This window comes from Duganella sp. BJB476, from assembly GCF_003416895.1.
In the GTDB taxonomy this organism is placed as follows: Bacteria; Pseudomonadota; Gammaproteobacteria; order Burkholderiales; family Burkholderiaceae_D; genus Rugamonas.
This window is the reverse complement of sequence record NZ_QVIO01000005.1, coordinates 88,381-105,984: the sequence shown is the minus strand read 5'-3', so window position 1 is coordinate 105,984 and position 17,604 is coordinate 88,381. Positions and strand designations below refer to the sequence as shown.

Annotated in this window: 18 protein-coding genes, 1 tRNA gene and 1 pseudogene; 4 read left to right on the top strand and 16 right to left on the bottom strand. The window is 62.9% G+C overall.

Annotated elements, in window-relative coordinates:
- The first annotated feature begins 1 nt into the window (after position 1).
- Positions 2 to 1,327 carry a sigma-54 dependent transcriptional regulator gene (locus D0T21_RS20275; protein WP_116991163.1) on the top strand — a complete coding sequence of 442 codons (1,326 nt, stop codon included), beginning with the start codon at positions 2 to 4 and terminating at the stop codon, positions 1,325 to 1,327.
- A gap of 55 nt (positions 1,328 to 1,382) precedes the next feature.
- Here D0T21_RS20275 and D0T21_RS20270 read toward each other — a convergent pair whose 3' ends face one another.
- Positions 1,383 to 1,931: a cytochrome c5 family protein gene (locus tag D0T21_RS20270; protein WP_116991162.1), complete on the bottom strand. Its 549-nt coding sequence runs from the start codon at positions 1,929 to 1,931 to the stop codon at positions 1,383 to 1,385.
- Between the two features lie 204 nt (positions 1,932 to 2,135).
- Here D0T21_RS20270 and D0T21_RS20265 point away from each other — a divergent pair.
- Positions 2,136 to 2,211 (top strand) — tRNA-Arg (locus D0T21_RS20265).
- 176 nt (positions 2,212 to 2,387) lie between these two features.
- Here the strand turns inward: D0T21_RS20265 and D0T21_RS20260 are convergent.
- The 5 genes and pseudogenes from D0T21_RS20260 to D0T21_RS20240 form a co-directional block, all read right to left on the bottom strand.
- Positions 2,388 to 2,696, bottom strand: a complete 309-nt coding sequence (locus D0T21_RS20260; protein ID WP_116991161.1) for a cyclic-phosphate processing receiver domain-containing protein — start codon at positions 2,694 to 2,696, stop codon at positions 2,388 to 2,390.
- 83 nt (positions 2,697 to 2,779) lie between these two features.
- A pseudogene (locus tag D0T21_RS20255) lies at positions 2,780 to 2,851 on the bottom strand (helix-turn-helix domain-containing protein); the annotation flags it as partial.
- Between the two features lie 53 nt (positions 2,852 to 2,904).
- Entirely contained in the window at positions 2,905 to 3,531 is a 627-nt protein-coding gene (locus tag D0T21_RS20250; RefSeq protein WP_147328140.1) for a hypothetical protein, read from the bottom strand.
- Positions 3,532 to 3,953: 422 nt separating this feature from the next.
- Complete coding sequence (locus tag D0T21_RS20245) at positions 3,954 to 5,042, bottom strand: type II asparaginase (protein ID WP_116991158.1); 1,089 nt, start codon at positions 5,040 to 5,042, stop codon at positions 3,954 to 3,956.
- A gap of 93 nt (positions 5,043 to 5,135) precedes the next feature.
- Positions 5,136 to 6,143, bottom strand: a complete 1,008-nt coding sequence (locus D0T21_RS20240; RefSeq protein WP_116991157.1) for a porin — start codon at positions 6,141 to 6,143, stop codon at positions 5,136 to 5,138.
- Positions 6,144 to 6,729: 586 nt separating this feature from the next.
- Between D0T21_RS20240 and D0T21_RS20235 the strand changes: the two genes are divergently transcribed.
- Entirely contained in the window at positions 6,730 to 7,464 is a 735-nt protein-coding gene (locus tag D0T21_RS20235) for an ABC transporter substrate-binding protein (RefSeq protein WP_158568029.1), read from the top strand.
- Positions 7,465 to 7,515: 51 nt separating this feature from the next.
- Here D0T21_RS20235 and D0T21_RS20230 read toward each other — a convergent pair whose 3' ends face one another.
- Genes D0T21_RS20230 through soxC form a run of 10 tightly spaced genes read right to left on the bottom strand, consistent with a single transcriptional unit; the run spans position 7,516 to position 15,783 of the window.
- Entirely contained in the window at positions 7,516 to 7,941 is a 426-nt protein-coding gene (locus tag D0T21_RS20230; RefSeq protein ID WP_116991155.1) for a DsrE family protein, read from the bottom strand.
- A complete protein-coding gene (locus D0T21_RS20225; protein WP_116991154.1) occupies positions 7,938 to 8,918 on the bottom strand; it encodes an MBL fold metallo-hydrolase in 981 nt (326 codons plus the stop codon). Before D0T21_RS20225 ends, D0T21_RS20230 begins: the two co-directional genes overlap by 4 nt.
- The gene (locus D0T21_RS20220; RefSeq protein ID WP_116991153.1) at positions 8,915 to 9,352 is read right to left on the bottom strand and encodes a hypothetical protein; all 438 of its coding nucleotides are present in this window, start codon (positions 9,350 to 9,352) and stop codon (positions 8,915 to 8,917) included. Before D0T21_RS20220 ends, D0T21_RS20225 begins: the two co-directional genes overlap by 4 nt.
- Positions 9,353 to 9,358: 6 nt before the next feature.
- Positions 9,359 to 11,077: a thiosulfohydrolase SoxB gene (gene soxB, locus D0T21_RS20215; protein WP_116991152.1), complete on the bottom strand. Its 1,719-nt coding sequence runs from the start codon at positions 11,075 to 11,077 to the stop codon at positions 9,359 to 9,361.
- A gap of 28 nt (positions 11,078 to 11,105) precedes the next feature.
- On the bottom strand, positions 11,106 to 11,723 hold the full coding sequence (gene soxX / locus D0T21_RS20210) for a sulfur oxidation c-type cytochrome SoxX (RefSeq protein WP_116991151.1): 618 nt from the start codon (positions 11,721 to 11,723) through the stop codon (positions 11,106 to 11,108).
- A 13-nt stretch (positions 11,724 to 11,736) separates the two neighbouring features.
- The gene (soxA, locus tag D0T21_RS20205; protein ID WP_116991150.1) at positions 11,737 to 12,543 is read right to left on the bottom strand and encodes a sulfur oxidation c-type cytochrome SoxA; all 807 of its coding nucleotides are present in this window, start codon (positions 12,541 to 12,543) and stop codon (positions 11,737 to 11,739) included.
- 10 nt (positions 12,544 to 12,553) lie between these two features.
- On the bottom strand, positions 12,554 to 12,865 hold the full coding sequence (soxZ, locus tag D0T21_RS20200; RefSeq protein WP_116991149.1) for a thiosulfate oxidation carrier complex protein SoxZ: 312 nt from the start codon (positions 12,863 to 12,865) through the stop codon (positions 12,554 to 12,556).
- Positions 12,866 to 12,894: 29 nt separating this feature from the next.
- Positions 12,895 to 13,353: a thiosulfate oxidation carrier protein SoxY gene (soxY, locus tag D0T21_RS20195; RefSeq protein WP_116991148.1), complete on the bottom strand. Its 459-nt coding sequence runs from the start codon at positions 13,351 to 13,353 to the stop codon at positions 12,895 to 12,897.
- Positions 13,354 to 13,384: 31 nt separating this feature from the next.
- Positions 13,385 to 14,449, bottom strand: a complete 1,065-nt coding sequence (locus tag D0T21_RS20190) for a c-type cytochrome (RefSeq protein ID WP_116991147.1) — start codon at positions 14,447 to 14,449, stop codon at positions 13,385 to 13,387.
- A complete protein-coding gene (gene soxC / locus D0T21_RS20185; protein ID WP_116991146.1) occupies positions 14,449 to 15,783 on the bottom strand; it encodes a sulfite dehydrogenase in 1,335 nt (444 codons plus the stop codon). Before soxC ends, D0T21_RS20190 begins: the two co-directional genes overlap by 1 nt.
- Before the next feature lie 135 nt (positions 15,784 to 15,918).
- Between soxC and D0T21_RS32760 the strand changes: the two genes are divergently transcribed.
- Positions 15,919 to 17,451 carry a methyl-accepting chemotaxis protein gene (locus tag D0T21_RS32760; protein WP_116991145.1) on the top strand — a complete coding sequence of 511 codons (1,533 nt, stop codon included), beginning with the start codon at positions 15,919 to 15,921 and terminating at the stop codon, positions 17,449 to 17,451.
- The last annotated feature ends 153 nt before the right edge of the window (positions 17,452 to 17,604 follow it).

Genomic DNA, 17,604 nt, shown 5'->3' with positions numbered 1-17,604 from the left:
AGTGCAGGCTATTTTGATCGAAGACGAAGCCGCGCTGCGCCTGGCCACCAGCCAGACGCTGGAACTGGGCGGCTTCAGCGTGCAGGCCTGCGCCAGCGCCGAGGAAGCGCTGGCGCTGCTGCGCGCCGATTATCCCGGCGTGATCGTCACCGACGTGCGCTTGCCGGGCCGCTCCGGCCTGGAACTGCTGGCGCAGGCCGCCGCGCTGGACGCGGAATTGCCAGTCATCGTCGTCACCGGCCACGGCGATGTCGAGATGGCGGTGGCCGCGATGCGCAGCGGCGCCTACGACTTCATCGAGAAACCGTTCGCGGCCGAGCGCCTGCTGGAAGCGGTGCGCCGCGCCCAGGAACGCCGTCGTCTGGTGCTGGAAAACCGCCAACTGCGCAGCGCCCGCGCCCAGCATCCGGACGTGCCCGACCTGGTCGGCCGCTCGGCCGCCATCGAGCAGTTGAAAGTCCTGATCCGCAATATCGCCCCGGCCGGCGTGGATGTGCTGATCAACGGCCAGACCGGCACCGGCAAGGAAGTGGCCGCGCGCCTGCTGCACGCGGCCAGCGGACGCAAGGGTAACTTCGTCGCCATCAACTGCGGCGCGCTGCCGGAATCGGTGTTTGAAAGCGAGATCTTCGGCCACGAGGCGGGCGCTTTCACCGGCGCGCAAAAGCGCCGCATCGGCAAGCTGGAGTACGCGCAGGGCGGCACCGTCTTCCTCGACGAAATCGAAAGCATGCCGATGGCCTTGCAGGTCAAATTGCTTCGGGTGTTGCAGGAGCGGCGGCTGGAACGGCTGGGCGCCAACGAGACGGTGGCGCTGGATTGCACCATCGTCGCCGCCACCAAACTTGATCTATTACAGTTGAGCGCGCAGGGCCAGTTCCGCGAGGATCTGTACTACCGCATCAGCGTGGTCAGCATCGACCTGCCGCGTCTGCGCGACCGGCGCGACGATATTCCACTGCTGCTGGCCCACTTCGCCGCCGACGCTGCAGCCCGCTACCATCGCCCGCTGCCGGACTGGAGCGCGCAGCAGATGGCGCAGTGGCAGGCGGCGGATTGGCCGGGCAATGTGCGCGAGTTGCGCAACTTCGCCGAGCGGCTGGTGCTGGGCATAGCCGCTGCGGCGGTTGCAGCACCGGCGCTGGCTGTCGATGGCGTGGCCTTGTCGCTACCGCAGCAGGTCGACCATCACGAGCGCGAGCTGATCGTGCAGGCGCTGTCGGCGGTCGACGGCAACGTCGGGCTGGCGGCGGACAACCTGATGGTGCCGCGCAAAACCCTGTACGACAAGCTGAAGAAATACCAGATCGTCACCGGCCGCAAATAATCCGGACGTAAAAAAACCGGCCGCATGGGGCCGGTTCTTCAGGAGAGGCTGGGGCTTACTTGGCTGGCGTGGACGCTGCTGCTGCGGCCGCTGGAGCCGGTGCTTCAGGTTCCTTGAACTTGGCGCCGCCTTTGTTGGCCATGTAGACCACGGCGCGAGCCACTTCCACGTCGTCCAGATCCGGGTTGCCGCCTTTGGCTGGCATGGCGCGCAGGCCTTCGAGCGCGTGCTTGACCACGGTATCGTAACCTTGGGCGATACGAGCGCTCCAGGCACCAGCGTCACCGAACTTCGGTGCACCGGCGGCGCCGCTGCCGTGGCAGGCTGCGCAGGTCGAGGTGTAGATGGCTTCGCCGGTTTGCAGCACTTTCGGCGCGTTCGAGTCTTTCAGCGTAAAGCCGGCGTCGGCGACGGGGGCAATACGGGTGGCGATTTCTTCGGGGGCCTGGCTATTGGAGCCGGCGCCGGTCAATTTGTCTGCGGTCACGTACTGCACCAGCAGGATGATGCCAATTACTGTGACTCCAAAGAAGCCGATAACAGCAGCAACGAGCTGCGTAGGCGTTCTGATGGCGGATTCGTGTTCGTTATGTGCGTCGCTCATGATTTCCTTAACAGACTAATTTCGAAGCCGGGTGGCGTGAGAAGAAAAGTATCAACCAGCTGCCTTGCAAAACCTTCACCAAACGGGCGATTATAGACTTAAAAATGCCTGCTTGGAAACGCTAAGATGCTCAAAACGACACTTTCCATGGACGGCCCTCGATAAAAACGGTATCCTACGGCACACTTCAGAAATTCCCCCAGCGCGGCTGTAGCTCAGTGGATAGAGTATTGGCCTCCGAAGCCAAGGGTCGTGGGTTCGATCCCCGCCAGCCGCACCACAATTTCCTATATAAATCAAATACTTAACTGTTGCATTGGTTCGCAATGCGATGCGTTAATTCGCACATTTTGGCACACTCACTGTGCACAAAATTGTGCCAAGCTTTCTGTCATCAGGCGTTGTAAAAGGATCGTTGGCACAGTTGTGCTGCATTGAGCTTACATATGCTCGGACTTAGCCTTGATCTGTCTGCCGCTTCGCGAGAGTCTCAATAGCGTTGATACCAGCTAACATTTTTTCCCGTGCAGAGCTGTTAGCCGAATGGACAAAGAGTGCCGGAGGGCTAAACCCCCTGAGTGCAACCGCCTCTTCGATCCATAGAATGACGTCGTAGCCTGTTCCTCGCTCATCGTCCCCTAGGTCATGATCGAGGCTAACGTGGGTAACTCCCCCTTGTTCAAGCAGAGCGATCACTTCCTCGGGCCAGTAGGTGCGAACCCAGCCCTCAGGCGTGGTGCGTTCGTCGTCTAAGTAAATACGCATCTATCGCTCCCATTTTTCAAAACGCAATTTTTTCGCTGATGTCAATTTCGACTAGCGTCTTTTCCTGCTGGCTTCGAATAGCCATAGCGTCGGACGGTGTTTCTGGAGACTCCCAATCGCCTGGCGATCTCTCTCAATGGGACCTGGTCGCGAATGTGACTGCATAAGCTAGCTGTCGGTACGTACTAGGCGAGCTCGATACATTCGTCTACTGGAGGAACGGGCCGACCGCCTCTACTTCTTCAATGAGAGACTCGGCTGTGCTGAGAGTTAAAGCGTGGAACAGGCACAAGCCGGCTAAAAAGACGAAGTACAACGAGGCTAGCGGCGGAAGCTTAAGAATTGCATCCAGAATCAAGGAGAAGGTTTTAGGATACGGACCGAACAATGCCGGCAGGCCAACTAACGAAAACGCCAGATAGAGGAAGAACAGCGTTCCCATTATCGACTTTCTGTACCAGCGCGATTTATAGCGCTCCACCTTCCACCGTAAAACTTGGCCAGAGTGATGAACAGTTAAAAATCGGCGCGATTTCAAATATCGCGGCATGGACCGGACCCGATTTGGTAGAGTGAGTAAGGCGCGTCTCTGACTCATGTTCAGATTTTGATCGCCAATCAAAATTTTGAACGCAAGCTCTTCTACATAGCTGTTCAGTGCAGGATCACCGGTTTGTTGTGCTAACGACTTCGCGAACTCGTACTCACTACGGGCGCGAATGGTCGGGCCGGTACTCAGTTCGATCACTGTCTTCACAAGAAGAGCGACCGACCCAAGGCCGCCAACTACTGTAAGAACGCGAGTTGTTTGCTCAATGAGTTGGGTGAGTTCCATGAGTTCCTTTGGGATGACTTGGCCTACGAACTTGACTCTCGTTCCCACGAGGGGAGTTTTGCATATGCAACGGCCGCGATACTCGCCACCGCCATGGCACAACATTGCCAAAATTGCATTTTATAGCATGGCCGAGCTGCCAAGCAAAACTTTTGTGTGTATGGGAAAGCTTTTGACGTGAGCAGCTCCAAGAGCGTTCAATCAGGCGAGACATTACTTTGCAGCTCGTTTTAACGCTTGACCAGTTTATCGAGGTTAAGCAGTCGCTGGCCGGCGGGGTCGGACCCCGTAGATGGTCCGACTCCTAAGCGGTGCAGCATACGTCGTTGCTAAAGCTTGCGGGGTAAGTTCGACCTTTCCCCATCATCCGTGATGAACTTTTTTGTCCGAATGGCAGACCTGCCCCCGGAGTTTTCCAAGTTTTAGTAGGTGTAGAACATGCGCTGGATTTCCTTACTGTCGCTGGTCTTGGTCAGGGCCAGCATCAGCAGGATGCGCGCCTTTTGCGCATTCAGCGTATCGGAGACCACGAAGTCCAGCTCATCGTCGTTGGCTTCGCCGTTGCGGGCCACGATACCTTGGCCGACGCGGGCCGAGCGCACGATCAGCACGCCTTGCTTGCGGGCCGCGGTCAGCGAAGGCAGGACCTTGGACGCCAGGCTGCCGTCGCCGACGCCGGCGTGGATGATGCCCTTGGCGCCAGCGGCCACCAGCGCATTCAATGCAACCGGGTTGACGTTGGCGTAGCCGTAGACGATGTCGACCTGCGGCAGCGCGTCCAGCTTGCTGATGTCAAACTCGGTGTCGGCCGTGTGCTTGCGCGTGCTGGTGTGGTAGAAGTAGGGCTTGTTGCCCTGGATGTAGCCCAGCATGCCCAGCTCCGGCGTCTTGAAGCTGTCCAGGGTCGAGGTGTTGGTCTTGGTGACGTCGCGCGCGCCCTGGATCTGGTCGTTCAAAGCCACCAGCACGCCCTTGCCGATGGCTTCCTTGCTGGCCGCCAGCAGCACCGCGTTGTACAGGTTGATCGGACCGTCGGCCGACAGCGCGGTGCCCGGACGCATGGCGCCGACCAGCACCACCGGCTTGTGGCTCTTCACTACCATGTCGAGGAAGAAGGCGGTCTCTTCCAGCGTATCGGTGCCGTGGGTGATGACGATGCCATCCACATCAGGCTGGGCCAGCAGCGTGTTGACGCGCTTGGCCAGCACCAGCCAGTGTTCGTTGCTCATGTTTTCGCTGGCGATCTGGAACACTTGCTCACCCTTGACTTGCGCCACCTTGGCCAGTTCCGGCACGGCCTGGATCAGGCGGTCGACCCCGACTGTAGCGGCGGTGTAGCCGACCGTGGTGGTGCTGGTGGCGCCGCTGCCGGCGATGGTGCCGCCGGTGGCCAGGATGGTCACATGGGCCGATGGCGCGGCGTCAGCGGCGCGGACCGCTGGAACAGCCCCGGCCAGCAGTGTGAAGGCGCACAGCGCGGACAACAGACGGGAGGAAATAGGAACGAACATAGAGTCTCCAAGAAAGATAAGGGGATGGATAGGGTCTGGTCCCGAAAGGGGACTAACCCCGGTGGTGCTTTGTGGGTTTTATTCGTCGGGATGTCAGAACTTATGACGGATTCCGACCGACAGTGCTCGCGATCCATCTCCGGCAGCCGGCGCGCTGCCGCCGCTGGAGGCATCGCCCACCACATTGGTGGCGGCCAGCTCGTTGCGGATGGTGCCGAATGAACTGTAGAGGTTGGTGCGTTTGGACAGCGCGTAGGTATAGCCCACCGCAAGCTGTCTTCCGCCCCGCTGGGTCGCGGAACGGTCCTGCTTTTTCACATACGAGGCCAGCAGCTTGCCCTGTCCGAGCGGCACTGAGGCGCCCAGCAGGAAGTCGCGGAAATCGCCGCCGACGTCGTTCTTTTCGGTTTCAAACGCGGCGTGCACGGTCGCGGGGCCGAAGTTGTAGCTGGCGCCCAGCAGGACCTCTTTCAGCGTATTGAAAGAAGTGGCCTTCAAGCTGTCATATGCCAAGGTTCCCACCCACGGGCCCGCGGCGTAGTCGACGGAAAAAGCGACGGTACGGCCCAAGGTGCTATCGCCGGGCTGTTCGCCAAAACCATACATCACGGTGGCCGACAGTCCATTCAGCTTGGGCGTTGCATAGCTGATGGTGTTATTGGTACGTGCCGTGCCGATGCTCATCAGGTTGGTGGCGGCACCAGTAAAGCCGGTTTCAAACGGGTCGATGCCGTCCAGCGCGATGAAGATCGGGTTGCATTGACGGCCCAGGTTGACGGTACCGGCGCTGGTAGTCAGGCCGACATAGGCATGGCGGCCGAACAAAGCGCCGTTCTGGCGCGCCTTGCCGGTGTCGAGATCCAGCCCGTTCTCCAGCACGAAGTGGGCGTTCATGCCATTGCCCAGGTCCTCCTGCCCTTTGAAGCCCAGCCGGCTGCCGGACTGCACGCCAGAGGCCAGCTTGGTGACCGCGCCATCGGCGCCCCCGGTTTCGCGGGTGATGCCCGCGTCCAGTATGCCGTAGACGGTGATGCCAGATTGCGCTGAGGCGGCGCCGGCTGTGGAGGCGAGCAAGAGACCAGCTACTAATGATGCTTTCATAAACGATCCAATAAGATTGTGTGATAGGTACAACCACGCGACCGGGAGCACTGGAACGCCGCACCCGGAAAATCGAGGGCGCAGCGATACCCGCCGGACTTGCGGGAGCAAGGTCCGGGCTCGGTCAGCCGTGAAATTAGCGATGGAGTGACGCGCAAGCGGCGCCGCCAGAGAGGCGGTGCCGGCGCTTACGTCAAGAAGCTGGCTTGCGCGTTCGGGCGGGAATTACTTTGTTCATTTTTTGGTCTCCGTTTTATTTGTAGTAAAAAGCGATTCGAAGCGGATGGCCGTCATCGAATATGCTTTTCACAACAGAGATAGCACTATCCGTGCCATGGGAATGGCAAGCCGGACTATTGAACCAAGCCATTGATTACATGAATTTTTTTGAGATGGATGGGGCCAAGCGCCGGTGCAAGAGTATGAATTGTCATACTCGGACCTTGAGCTAAATATCAATTTCGTTAACGCCGCCGCGATCGAGAGGGGCGTGGACGGTACGGTGTTCCTAATGCCGAGAGAAGAGTATACTTTTGATAGTCCCGGCACCGCCATTCGGATGCCGGAACTTGTCCGGAGAGAGCGCATGTGGCGAGCAATCTTGGTCACTTTGACGGTGTTGTTGATGACCCGGCAGGCCAGTTCGCTGGCGGCGGAAATCGTCTTTGTCGCGCCGGCCAACCATGCGATGCCGCTGATGCAGTTTGAAGAGGGCCAGCTCAAGAGCGGCATCCTGAAAGACCTGGGCGATGCCTTCGCCAAGCGCCTGGGCGTGGAGGCCCGCTACATTACGGTGCCGAGCAAACGCGTGTCCATGGTACTGCAACGGGGCGAGGCCGATTGCCTGTGCTACGTCTTACCCGGCTGGCTGGACGGGGAATTCGACTGGAGTCATCCCATCATGTCCGACGGTGGCGTGCTGGTGGCGCGCGCCGATGCGCCGCGTATCAATACGCTCAATGACCTGGCCGACCAGCGGGTGGGGACAGTGAGCGGTTATCGCTATCCGCAGCTGGTCGATGCGCTAGGGCCGCGTTTCTTGCGTGACGACGGGCCGACCGCCGAGCATAGCCTGCGCAAGTTGATGGCAGGCCGCAGCCAGTATGCGATCGTCGAGGAATTGATGGCGGGCTATCAAATGCGCATCGATCCCAGACATCAGCTACGCATTGACCTGGTGGTCTCCAGGTTCCACGCGCGCTGCGCATTTTCGCGCCGCGCGAAGCTGGGCGCGGCGCGCATGAACCATGCGCTCGATAGCTTGATCGATGACGGCAGCATCGAGCGTATCGTGGCGCGCTATCGCGATGCGACACCTTGATGCTCAATCGCATCAGCCTGGGTACTGCACTGACACAAACTCTTGAACAGCCTACGGCTTGATGTAAGCGTAGCCTTCCAATGCCTGTAATCGGCTGATTTCCGCCACGCCGGATGGGACGATGGTTGCTTCCGGCAGCACCTTGTCCTTGCTGATGTTGCGTGCTTTCAGCGTGTTGTTGCAGACTCGGAACTGCACATGGCGGGCCGCCAGCTCCTGCACCACCACTTCATACGGATTGCCGTTCTTGTCCTTCTCACCGTCGAGCAGGAAATCGATGCCCGCGCCCAGCGCCACGACGACGATCTGCGCATTGGGACTGGCGTCCAGGTGGTTGCGGATGTTGCGCAAGCCGCCCATGGCATTGCCGCTCTCGCTGAAGTGATAGACCACTTTTTCCACGCGCGGCGCCTCGGCCTGCGACGCCTGGGCGCACAGCAGCAGCAGGGGCAGCATCAAAATACGGAACAGTTTCATTTGGACTCCTTGCCAGTTTGCAGAGTTTCTTTTTCCATCAGCAGGTACGTGCCATAGGCGTTGAGCCGGTTGGCCTGGCTGAAGGCAGGATAGTCCTTGAACGCGGACCAATCGGTGCGCGCATAGGCCTCATCAAAGGATAGCAGTTCCTGCACGGCATTGCCCATCTGTTCGCGCAGGTAACGCAGATAGCGTTGGGTCAGCAGCATGTCCTCGCGCGGCGCGCGCGAGGCCGGGCCGTGGCCGGGGATCACCACGGCCGGCTGCGCGTCGAGCATGCGATCCAGCGCTTGCAACCAGCGCTTGCTGTCCGCGTCGCCGACATACGGCAGGCGGCCGCTGAAGAACAGGTCGCCCGCGAACAGCACGTGGTCTTCTTCCACCAGCATCAGCAAGTCTTCCGGCGAATGGGCGCCGCTGCTGTCGATCACGCGGAAGTGCAGGCCACCCAGTTCGAAGCGCCACGGCTGGCCGTCGGCAAAGTCCAGCCAGCGGTCGGCCGACACCAGTTCCGTGCGCTCATCCACCCACGGCGCCAGTTCGGCGCGGCGCTGGGCCAGCCGTTCGCGCGCCAGGTCCGAACGTAGGTAGTCGCGGCCGTTGCGATGCGCGGCGATCACCACGCCGGGCTGGCGCAGGGCTTGCAGGCCGTAGAAATGGTCGGCGTGGTAATGCCCGACGATCACCATCTTCAGCGGCGCCGATGTCACCAGGCGGATCGCGCGCAGCATGGCGGCGCCCAGCGCCGGCGTGGCCAGCGCGTCGTACACCACCACGCCGGCGGGCGTGACGACAAAGCCGGCATTCGACATGAAGCCCTGGTTGGCCTGGCTGGCCATGCCGGCTTCCCCCTGGAAGTAGTAGACGTGCGGGCTGACCTGGATCGGCTTGAGGACGATGTCCGGAACGGCTTGGGCTTGGGCCGTCAGCGCCGGCAGTACCGCAGCCAGCAACAGCAGTCGGCGGACGAGGTTCATTTGGTTTCCTTGGGTGAGGCGAGGGCGGCAGCTCGCGCCTGTTGCAGGCGGCCCTCCAGATAGGCACCGTAGAAGCCGGCCTGATCCAGGCCGGGTAAGGCTGCGGCCAGTGTGCGGCCTCCGCTACCGAGAAATAATACCGTGGGAAAGAAACTCACATGCAGCTGGCGCAGCGCTTCGGCAATGGGCTGCGGCTGTCCTGCCGCGTCGATCAACTGCTCCACCGTATCGCTTTCCAGTTCGCGCAGCACCAGGTGCGGATCGTTTTCGCGCAGCAGCGGCGCCAGATAGTTGCGCCGCACTTCCAGACAATACGGGCAGTCCCGGCGCGACACCAGCAGCACCAGCACCGCCGATGTGGCCGTCAGCGCGGCCAGTTCCGCCCGCAGATCGCGCAGCGGCGGCAACAAGGGGGCGGGCAGGGCGTCGGCCACGGCAGCTCAGACAGCCATGCCGGGATTGCCGGCCGTGCCCACCAGTGTCGGCTGGTCGGGACGGCGCGCGCGCACCACCGGGTGGGCGCGCAGATACGTTTCCATCACGTCCCAGATCGGTGCGCCGCTGGCGCCCTCGGCCACCGGCGCCCAGCCGGCCACCTTGTAGGTTTTGTCCGCGTCGAGCAGCTTGCCGTTCAATCGCATGTCGCTGATGCGCCGACCCGTGGCAGCGGTCGGCGTGCAGGTGTAGTTCATGCCGCCCACGCGCACCATGTCGCCGCCCTGCTGGTAGTAGGGGTCCGGGTGGAACAGGTTGTCGCACACATCTTCCATGATGGTCTTGATGGTGGCGCCCGTCATCTCGGTCAGCGTTGTGGCCGGGTAGGTAATCGCCAGCTGGTCCATCAGATCGCCGCGCGTGATGGGGGCGCCCGGCAGCAGCGACGTACCCCAGCGGAAGCCCGGCGAGAACGCCAGGTCGGCGCCCTTGACCGCCAGCAGCCCGTCGACGATCAACTGGTCCCAGCTGCCATTGAAATTACCGCGCCGGTACAGCAAGCCTTCGGTGACGGCCAGTGTTTCATCCAGTTTGGCGCGGAACGGCGCGCGCACCGCGTCGATGTGCGCCTGCATGGCGCGGTCGGCCGGCAGCAGATTGGAGAACACCGGCAGCAGGCGGTACTGGTAGCCCTGGATGCGGCCGTCGCGCACGTCGAAATCCAGCACGCCGAGGAACTTGCCGTTCGAGCCGGCATTGGTCACCAGCGTCTGGCCGCCCTGGTTGGACACCACCACCGGTGTCGGTACGCCATCGTGGGTGTGGCCGCCGAGGATGGCGTCGATGCCGCTGACGCGGCTGGCCAGCTTCAGGTCCACGTCCATGCCGTTGTGCGACAGCAGCACCACCACCTTGGCGCCCTTGGCGCGCACTTCCTTGACCAGCGCCTGCAAGCGCTCCTCCTGGATGCCGAAGCTCCAGTCCGGCACCATGTAGCGCGGGTTGGCGATCGGCGTGTACGGGAAAGCCTGGCCGATCACGGCCACCGGCACGCCGTTCATTTCACGCCAGCTGTAGGGGGCAAACACGGAGTCGCCGAAATCGGCCGTCACCACGTTCTGCGCGACGAAATCCACCTTGCCCTGGAAATCCTTCTGCACGATTTCCTGCACCCGTTGCGCGCCCAGCGTGAACTCCCAGTGCGGCGCCATGATCTCCACGCCCAGCAGCTTGGCGGCATCGACCATGTCCTGGCCATTGGTCCACAGCGCCGTGGCCGAGCCCTGCCAGGTGTCGCCGCCGTCGCACAGCACGGCATGCGGACGGCTGGCGCGCAGCTGCTGGACCAGGGTGGACAAATGGGCGAAGCCGCCGACCTTGCCGTACACCTTGGCGGCGGCGGTAAAGTCGAGGTAGGTGAAGGCGTGCGCGCGCGCCGTCTTCGGTGCGATCTTGAACTGCTTGAGCAAGGCGTCGCCCACCAGGTGCGGCGCCTTGCCGGCCGCTTCGCCGATGCCGAGGTTGACGCTGGGCTCGCGGAAATACAGCGGCCGCAGCTGGGCGTGGCAATCGGTGATGTGCAGCAGGCTGACGTTGCCGAATTTCGGCACCGCATACAGCTGCTCGGCGGCGCCGGGCGTGGCGGCCAGCGCATCCTTGCCGGCCAAGGCCAGGCCGCCGGCGCTGGCGATGGCCAGCATTTGCATGAATTCGCGTCGTTGCATGGGGTAGCCTGGCTAAGGTTCGGATGGATTACTGGTTGACCGGCGATTCAGGCGCCAGCAGCAGCGCCATCACATCCTGCATCTGCTTCTCCGTCAGGATGCCGGCGGCGCCGAAGCGCGGCATCACCGAGCACGCCTGGAAGGCATGCGAGTTGTAGATCTTGGCCCAGGTGTATTTCAGGATCTCCGGCGTCGGGCCGCCGCGCAGCTTGCCGTACTGCTGCAAACTGGGGCCGATATTGCCGAAGGCGATTTCCTTCTGGTCCAGCTTATGACAGGCATAGCAATTGCCGCCGGCCGCCGTCCCTTTCGGATCGGACGATTGCAGGCCGCGGCCGTTCTGCGCGACCTTTTCGCCTTCCTTCCAGTCGCCCAGATAGTTGCCGTCGGCCGGATAGCGCACGGTGGCCGTGGCCTGCTGCTCGATCTGCTTGCGCTGCGCGGGTTTCAGCGGGTGCTGCGCATCCTGCGAGCACAGGCGTTGCGCCTCGGTCTGCTCCAGGCGGTCGACGGTGGCTTCGTTCTTGTCGCGGAACGAAGCCTTGAAAGCGGCCAGGTCGGCGCTATCCTTGGCTGGCCCGGCGGCCAGTGCAGCGCTGGAGGCCAGCGCGCCCAACAGGGCGGCGGTGATGAATTTGCTGTGCATGGACACTCCGGTATCAGCGTTTCAAGCCCGGCGCCGCCATCACGCCGCCCTTGGCGTTGACGCCGAGGTAGGTGATCAGGTCGATGGCTGCCTGGGAGTTGTATTCCAGTTGCGGGAAGCGCTGCTGGCGGAAGCAGTCGGCCATGCGCCACTGCATGGTGCGCACCGCGCCTTGGCTGACGCGGTAAGCCGGCCAGCTGGCGAAGGCACCGCGCGCCGCAGCCGCCTGTTGCAGGTTCGGCAGGTCTTGCAGACGGATGCGCTGGTCGTTCTTGCTGTGGCAGGAGGCGCAGGAAAAATCATGCGGGCCGGCGCGGTAGAAGAACGCTTGCTTGCCGCGCGCATACGCGGCCTTTTCTTCGGCATGCTGCTGCGGCAGATTGATTTTCATGTCGCGCGAGGCGGCCGAGACGTAGGCTGCCAGCGCCTCCATGTCGGTGGCGCGTTCGCCCTGTTCGGAATACGGTTTGCGCACAATGTCGGCACGCTCGATGCCCTGTAGCGTCACCATGCAATGCACCAGGCGCGCTTCGGCATCCATCACCTTGCCCGTGTCCTTGAAATAGCGCGGCAGCTCGGCATAGGCGCCGGCAATGACGCCCGGCCCTTTGCCCAGGTCGCAGCCTTCCAGCGTGGCCTGCTTGGGGCCGCGCTTGGTGGTCCACAGCACTTCGCCCTGGCCTTCGACCAGCTCGGCGGGGTTGCCGTCGGCCAGCATGGCGCGGTACTTGGCGATTTCATCGCTGACGCTTTGCGCTGCGGCGCTGCCTGCAATGACCAGCCCCAACAGGCTGGCCCAGGTGACACGGGATAGTGGCATGGTGGCGGCCTCAGGCTACGGTGGCTTGGTCGGTGCGGCTCTCGCCCCGATTGTCCTGCCAGCTGACGCTGACCGTATCACCCTTGGCGCCGCCCTTGAACTTGAAGGCGAGGTAAGGGTTTTGCGAGACCGACTGGCCCCACATGCATTGCAGCACCACGCGCTCGCCGTGCTTGACGGTGACGTCGGTGATGTAGTGCGCCGGCACCACGTTGCCGGCCGCGTCCTTGCGGATGCCGGCCTCCATCGGATGGGCCATCAGTACTTTTACTTCCGTGACGCCATTGGCGGCGTTGGCACGGATTTTCATTGGATCTGCCATGTTTGCTCCTGTCCTGATTCTGATTGTGGTTAGCCGCCGCAGCCGCCCAGCGTGACCTTGGTTTCCTTGGTCGCCGAGTACAGCTTGCCGTCGGCGGTCTTCACCACCGCCACCACGTTGGTGCTCTGGCCCATCTTCAGGCGGCTCTGCACGGCGGCGTTGGTGTCGTCCGGAATGCGGAACATGGCGGCCAGCGGGTTCGGGTTCTTTTCGACAAAGAAGTAGATTTCGCTGGTGCCGGGAATATTGGACACCACGCCCACCGGCACCACGGCGCCGTTTTCAGCGATGTCGGGCGAGGTGATGACGATGTCCTTGCTGTCGGCCGGCGTGCCGCCGACGGCGGCCAGCGCATCGGCCAGGCTCTTGGCGCTGAAGCCTTCGCGGCCGGTGGCGGCCAGCGCTTGCTGGCTGGTCACCAGGCCACAGGCGACCAGCAGGCCAAGGGCCGAGCTGGTTTTCAATACGGTACGACGGGTCGGGTTCATGCAGTCTCCTGGTGGTTGCGGGGTGGCCCGCTCATTGTGCACCGCTGGCCAGCCATTGAATGATGGCTTGCATGTCGGCTTCTTTCAATTGGCTTTGCGGCGGCATGGGCATGGCGCCCCAGGCGCCCGCGCCGCCGCTGCGTATCTTGGCCTGCAAATAGGCTGTGCGGTCGGCGCGGCCCTGGTATTTGGTGGCGACGTCGCGCAAGGCGGGACCGATAATTTTGTTGGTCACGCCGTGACAGCCGAGGCATCCGTTCTTGTTCAGCAGCTGCTGCACGTCTCCGCCGGCGGCAGCCTTGGCTGGGGCCGCGGTCGGCGCAACTGCGGCTGCTGCGGCCGGCGCCAGTGCGGCGCGCGGGGGACGCGTGGTATCGGTGCCGCGCACGCCGCCCAGCAGACGGTTTTGCTCGGCCAGATTGCCATGCGCGTTGCGGGCGAAGTCGGGCAGGCTGGAAGTCTGCTTGGCCTCGGTCGGGCAATTCGTCATGCAGGCGGTATTGAGCACATCGGGTTTGCCCTTGATGTCCCACAGGCCGGGCTGGCGCACCAGGCCATTGCGGTTGGGCAGTCGCTGCTGCACGTCGGCGATGTTGTCGTTGCTCAGCACGAAATCGGCCGGCACGATGCCGCCCAGGTTCAGGATGTGTGCGGTGACTGCATACACCTCATCCGTGGTCAGCGACTTGGGCGCGTCCCATGGCATGGCGCGGTTGATGTAGTCCCACAGCGTGGACAGATGGGCCACCTTCATCAGCGTCGTGCGTTGCGGCACGCTGCCGTTGGACAAGGCCGCCACGTGGCCGCTCTTGATATCGGCATCGGTGGTGCCGCCGACGATGGGCGTGAACACCTCGTTCGATTCGCCAAAGCTGCCGTGGCAGCCGGCGCAGCGGTTTTCCCAGATCTGCTCGCCCTGGGCGACGGAACCGCGGCCTTTCGGCAGTCCCTGGAAATCGGCGCGCACGTCAATATCCCAGGCCTTGATTTCAGCTGGCGTGGCGGCGCGGCCGATGGCTTGCCACGGCGCGTCGGCCGCTTGCACCAGCAGGCAAGCGCCCAATAGCGCGGCGGCGGCGAGGATCGTTTTTTTCATCAGCTCACCTGCACGTTGGAGACTTCGCCGTTCGGCGACACCTGCCAGGACTGGATGGCGTTGTTGTGATAAATGGAGCGCGTGCCGCGCACGGCGCGCAGCTGGTTGATCTTGGGTTGCACATAACCGCTGTCGTCGATGGCGCGGCTTTGCAGCACGGCGTTGCCGCCATCCCACACCCAGTCGATATTAAAGCGCGTTAGCGCCTTGTTCTGCACCGGTCCTTCGATGCGGGCGGTACGCCAGTTTCGGCCGCCGTCCGTGCTGACGTCGACGCGCTTGATGCGCCCGCGTCCCGACCAGGCCAGCCCGCTGATGTTGTAGTAGCCGCGATCGAGTAAGGTCTGGCCGCCGGACGGCGTGGTGATCACGCTCTTGCATTCCTGGATGGAAGTGTACTGGCGATGCTGCCCGTCCGGCATCAGGTCGACGTAGTGGATGGTTTCGTCCTTGGTGTCCCACGGCTGGTCGCCCACTTCGATGCGGCGCAGATACTTGACCCAGCTGACGCCCTGCACGCCCGGCACCACCAGGCGCAGCGGATAGCCGTTTTCCGGCCGCAGCATTTCGCCGTTCTGGCCCCAGGCCACGATGACATCGTCCAGCGCCCGTTCGATGGCGATGGTGCGCGTCATGCTGGAACCGTCGGCGCCTTCGGCCAGCACAAAACGGGCGCGCTTGCGGTCGATGCCGCACATGTCGAGCAGGGTCGACAGCAGCACCCCCGTGTACTCCGAGCAGGCCAGCATGCCATGCGTATATTGCACCGTCGGCAGCGCGACGTTGCCCCACTCGGCGCCGGTATTGGCGCCGCATTCGATGAAGTGGATGCGCGACACGGACGGCAGGCGCATCAGGTCGTCCATGGTGAACACGCGCGGCTCGCGCACCAGGCCGTTGATCATCAAACGATGCTGGCTGGAGTCGATGTCGTGCCAGCCCTGGTGGTGACGTTCAAAGTGCAAGCCGCTGGGCGTGATGATGCCGAACAGCCCTTGCAGTGGCGTGAAACTGACGGACGCCTGGCGCACGCGGGTCAGGCCCGGGCTTTCGCGGCGCTGCAGATTGCCTTCCCACTTGGACGGCTGGCCATAGGGCAGGGCGGCGACCGGCTGGCCCAGCGTTTTGCTGTGCGCCGGCAGGGTCAGGATGGCGTCGTCGCCGGCCGCGTTCTGTGCGGCGGCCACACCGCCCGCAGCGACGCCGGCGCCCATGGCCAGGGCCTTGCCCATGAAGCTGCGGCGCGCGGTACGCGCCTGTGCATGCTGGGCCTCACCGAGATGATGCTCGGGGGCTTGCAACAGCCTGCCGATAGTGCGTAGCACATCCGTCACGGCCGGTCTCCTTGTGTTTTTGTGGGGATAAGCTTAGCCTGTACAAGTTCCTCTATGCAAGACATTTCCTGTTCCATATCGTTGCCGTTAATGTAGTGAAAAAAACCTAGAATATCCAACAAGGGGAGAACACCGATGAAGTTACGCGACAAGATGGTGCTGTGCATGGCGGTTGTATGTTGTGCTTTCCTGGTCGCGCTGGGGGTGGCGCTGATGGGCATGCAAAGCGCACGCAACCAGTTCCAGCAATTCCTGGAAGTGGACCAAGCCTTGCTGCAGACTACCACCAACCTGTACGCGCAAGGCCTGCAAATGGGACAGGCGCTGCGCAACGTGGTGCTCGATCCCAGCAACAAGGCCGGCCTCAAGAATATCGACGACGCCAGCAAGTCCTTCGCGGAATACCTGCAGGTGGCGCAAGGCCTGGTCGCACCGCAAAGCGAGGCCGGCAAGATGTTCGCGGACATGGCGCAATTGCGTGAAAAACAGGCCGGGCTGCAAGCGAAGATCATGTCGCTGGCCAAGGACGACCAGCCCGCCGCGATCCAGGTGCTGAACAAGGATGAAACGCCGGTCTGGCGCGTCATGCGTGGCCATCTGCTGGACTTCCTCAAGGCCAAGAAGGACGACGTCAAGCTGGCCGAAGCCAGCGTGATCGCCTCCACCCAGCGCACCATGTGGGTCAGCCTGGGCCTGGCGCTGGCCACCCTGGTGGCGGCCGGCGTGGTCACCTATTTGTTGTCGGCCAATGTGATGCGCCAGCTGGGCGGCGAACCGGACTATGCCGCCGACATCGCGCGCCGCATCGCCGCCGGCGATTTCACCGAAGAGATACAAACGAGCGGCGGCGATCGCGACAGCCTGCTGTCGGCGATGAAGTCGATGCAGCAAAGCCTGGCCGGCATCGTGGCGCAGATCCGCAGCGGCGCCGAGACCATTTCGACCGCGTCGAGCGAAATCGCCGACGGCAACCTCGACCTGTCCAACCGCACGGAACAGCAAGCCACCTCGCTGGGCCAGACCGCCAGCGCCATGGACCAGCTGACCGGCACGGTCAAGCAGAACGCCGGCAGCGCGCGCCAAGCCAGCGGCCTGGTGGCGGCGACCGCCGCCGTCGCGGTCAAGGGCGGCACGGTGGTGGCCGAGGTGGTGACGACGATGGGCGAGATCAACCAATCGTCGCGCCGCATTGTCGACATCATCGGCGTCATCGATGGCATCGCTTTCCAGACCAATATCCTGGCGTTGAATGCGGCGGTTGAAGCGGCGCGGGCCGGCGAGCAGGGGCGCGGCTTTGCCGTGGTGGCGTCCGAGGTGCGCAACCTGGCCCAGCGTTCGGCCTCCGCCGCCAAGGAAATCAAGGAACTGATCGGCGTCTCCGTGCAAAGCGTGGAACAAGGCGCGCGCCTGGTCGAGCAGGCCGGCACCACGATGGACGAGATCGTGGCCAGCGTCAATCGCGTCAGCGCCATCATGGGCGAGATCGCCGACGCCAGCGAAGAACAAACCTCCGGCATCGAGCACGTCAACAACGCCATCGTCCAGATGGACCAGGTGACGCAGCAGAATGCGGCGCTGGTCGAGCAGGCCACGGCGGCGGCGCAATCGATGCAGCAGCAGGCCGCCGAGCTGGCCGGCGCCGTCAGCGTATTCAAGCTGCGGCGCTAAGCTCCGGCACGCTGTGATCGCAACGCGACAGGACTCCGGTCCTGTCGAGACATTCTCTTGTCCCTTCGAGACAGGCGACGGGCGGTGCAGAACCGCACCCGCGCCCGGGGTAGGATGTGATGGCTCGCACTGCCGAGGTAGCTGTACGCCGTA